This window comes from Hallerella sp. (assembly GCF_022776125.1).
Classification (GTDB): domain Bacteria; phylum Fibrobacterota; class Fibrobacteria; order Fibrobacterales; family Fibrobacteraceae; genus Hallerella; species Hallerella succinigenes.
In genome coordinates, this window is the sequence record NZ_JALFIA010000074.1 from 1 (window position 1) to 2131 (window position 2131).

The 2131-nt window shown below is 48.7% G+C and carries 4 protein-coding genes and 3 tRNA genes; 1 reads left to right on the forward strand and 6 read right to left on the reverse strand.

All coding sequences use genetic code 11. From position 1 onward, the window contains the following. The 4 genes from MR847_RS08720 to MR847_RS08735 all read right to left on the reverse strand — a co-directional run. A partial coding sequence (locus MR847_RS08720) for a GTP-binding protein (RefSeq protein ID WP_277001049.1) occupies positions 1-141 on the reverse strand: 141 nt, incomplete at its 3' end. A 24-nt stretch (positions 142-165) separates the two neighbouring features. Next, positions 166-237 (reverse strand) — tRNA-Thr (locus tag MR847_RS08725). Between the two features lie 46 nt (positions 238-283). Further along, positions 284-366, reverse strand: a tRNA-Tyr gene (locus MR847_RS08730). An 8-nt stretch (positions 367-374) separates the two neighbouring features. Continuing rightward, positions 375-447, reverse strand: a tRNA-Thr gene (locus MR847_RS08735). Between the two features lie 240 nt (positions 448-687). Between MR847_RS08735 and MR847_RS08740 the strand changes: the two genes are divergently transcribed. After that, on the forward strand, positions 688-1113 hold the full coding sequence (locus MR847_RS08740) for an acyl-CoA thioesterase (protein ID WP_287723545.1): 426 nt from the start codon (positions 688-690) through the stop codon (positions 1111-1113). A 55-nt stretch (positions 1114-1168) separates the two neighbouring features. Here the strand turns inward: MR847_RS08740 and MR847_RS08745 are convergent, their stop codons facing one another. Further along, positions 1169-1381 carry a DUF6812 domain-containing protein gene (locus MR847_RS08745; protein ID WP_100425429.1) on the reverse strand — a complete coding sequence of 71 codons (213 nt, stop codon included), beginning with the start codon at positions 1379-1381 and terminating at the stop codon, positions 1169-1171. Positions 1382-1402: 21 nt separating this feature from the next. Beyond that, positions 1403-2131: metallophosphoesterase (locus tag MR847_RS08750; protein WP_287723546.1), on the reverse strand; the 729-nt coding region annotated here is incomplete at its 5' end.

A 2131-nucleotide genomic window follows, 5' to 3' on the forward strand; every position in this document is an offset into this window, starting at 1 on the left:
GAACTTCTTTGCAGCAGCGAGGCCCTTTGCAGCGAGAGTCGTGCAAATTGCGGCCGTCAGGGTCGTCTTACCGTGGTCAACGTGGCCGATTGTGCCAATGTTGCAATGCGGCTTGGTTCTTTCAAAATGTTCTTTTGCCATAATTATAGCCTCCGAATTATATAGAGCCCAGATCGGGATTTGAACTCGAGACCTCTTCCTTACCAAGGAAGTGCTCTACCACTGAGCTACCTGGGCATTAATCTCCCCCCGTTACATTCGCAACGGGGGGAGCTATTTCGCGTGGGCCGTCGTGGTTTCGAACCACGGTAGACGTAAGTCAACGGATTTACAGTCCGTCCCCTTTAACCACTCGGGCAACGACCCTTTTCTCAAGCCAAAGATAGGAATCGAACCTACGACCGGCTGATTACAAATCAGCTGCTCTACCAGCTGAGCTACTTTGGCAAGTTCTCTTCGTTTGGCCTCGAAAAGTCAAACTCAGAGTGCGGCAAATCTAGATGGATTCTTGATTTTTGTCAAGGAAAAAACCCAAACTTCATTGAAAAAAATATTTTTTTCCTGATTTTCGTCCTCTTTTTTGCAGAAAAATGTGGACAGATTGTAAATAGAACGTTGTTTAATGTGGATAGATAAGAAATCTTACCTAAAGCCAAACAAATCAACAAATTATGTAGTTTTGATCGTATGAATCAAGAAATGAAATACAGCCCCATTGAACACACCGCCCACATCGAAGTCCGCTATGCCGAAACCGATGCGATGGGCATCGTCCACCATTCTGTCTACGCCATCTGGTTCGAACAGGCTCGCACAGAAATCTTTAGAAACAACGGCGTCCCGTTTGACGCCTTTGAAGCAGAGGGCTATCACAGTCCGCTCCTTTCGATAGAATCACAATTTATGAAGCCCTGTCGCTACGGGGAAGTTGTCGATGTGCATTTGAAACTTGCGCAGGTAGACCGTCTGCGTTTCGCATTCTTTTATGAAATACGTGTGAACGGCGAACTGCGCACGACAGGAAAAACGACACACATCTTTACGATGCACGACAAACCTTGCCGCCGCGCTCCGGAAGCCTTTTTGAAAGCCTTCTTTAGCGACGCGGTCTAACCCCTTGTAGCATATAAATTAATCCCCATACAGAGGATATCGTCCACAGGGGCAGTTATTCAGCAGGCAGGATGATTTCAATGTGACTCGTACTCACGTTCAAGAAGTGCGTGCGGAAAAGGTCTTTGCCTTCGCGATCCGTCACGTTCACCTGGGTCACGGCGATGAATTCTTTGTTTTCACGGACATAATCGGTGAGGCGTTCGTCACGCATCGTGTCGATTTCTCCCGTAATGATAAATGTATCGGTCCAAATTTTAACTAGCATAGTCTAAATATAATAAGGGTTCTAACGCTTCGGTTCAAAATGAATCACCCAGACGTCCGTTCGACTGCCGATGCGGACCGGAGGACCCCACGAGTCGATTCCCGAAGAAACGATCCACGGGACTCCGTCCAAAATTCCTTCTCCATTCGACAGGCGCCAAAAAAGCCCTATCAGAACAGTCACCGGAAAGAACTGTCCGTTATGCGTATGTCCGGAAAGGGCGAGCGCCGGTAAACGGCCTGCATGTTCCTTTTCAATACCTTTCGGCTGATGATCGAGAAGAATCCAAATCTTTGAAGAGTCTTGAGGGAGAAGCTCCGCGAGCGGCCGGCGAACGACGTCGCGAACACGCGCCATCTGAAAATCCGTTCTGCCGGTAAAGCATGCGAGCGGCGTGCAGATCGTGGAGTCGTCCAGTACGAGCATTCCATTTTTCCGCATCCAGTTTTCCGGTTCCGAGCCTTCGCGTTCCGCATAGGCTTCGTGATTTCCATTGATGCCGATCGCTGCGACTTTTGCGGTCCGGGTCAAACGTCCAAAGAGAGAATCGTATCCTATGACGGAAAGCGTTTTATCGTCCACGTCAGCGAGATCCCCGCCAAAGAGGAGAAAATCCGGTGCGATGCTATCAAGCTCTGCTGCAAAACGGACGAGCTTTTGTTTTGAAAAGAGAGGATCCACATGCAGATCGGTGAAGAATACTGCGGTAAAAGGTGTTTTCACAGACGCATGCGAAACTGTCGCATTTCG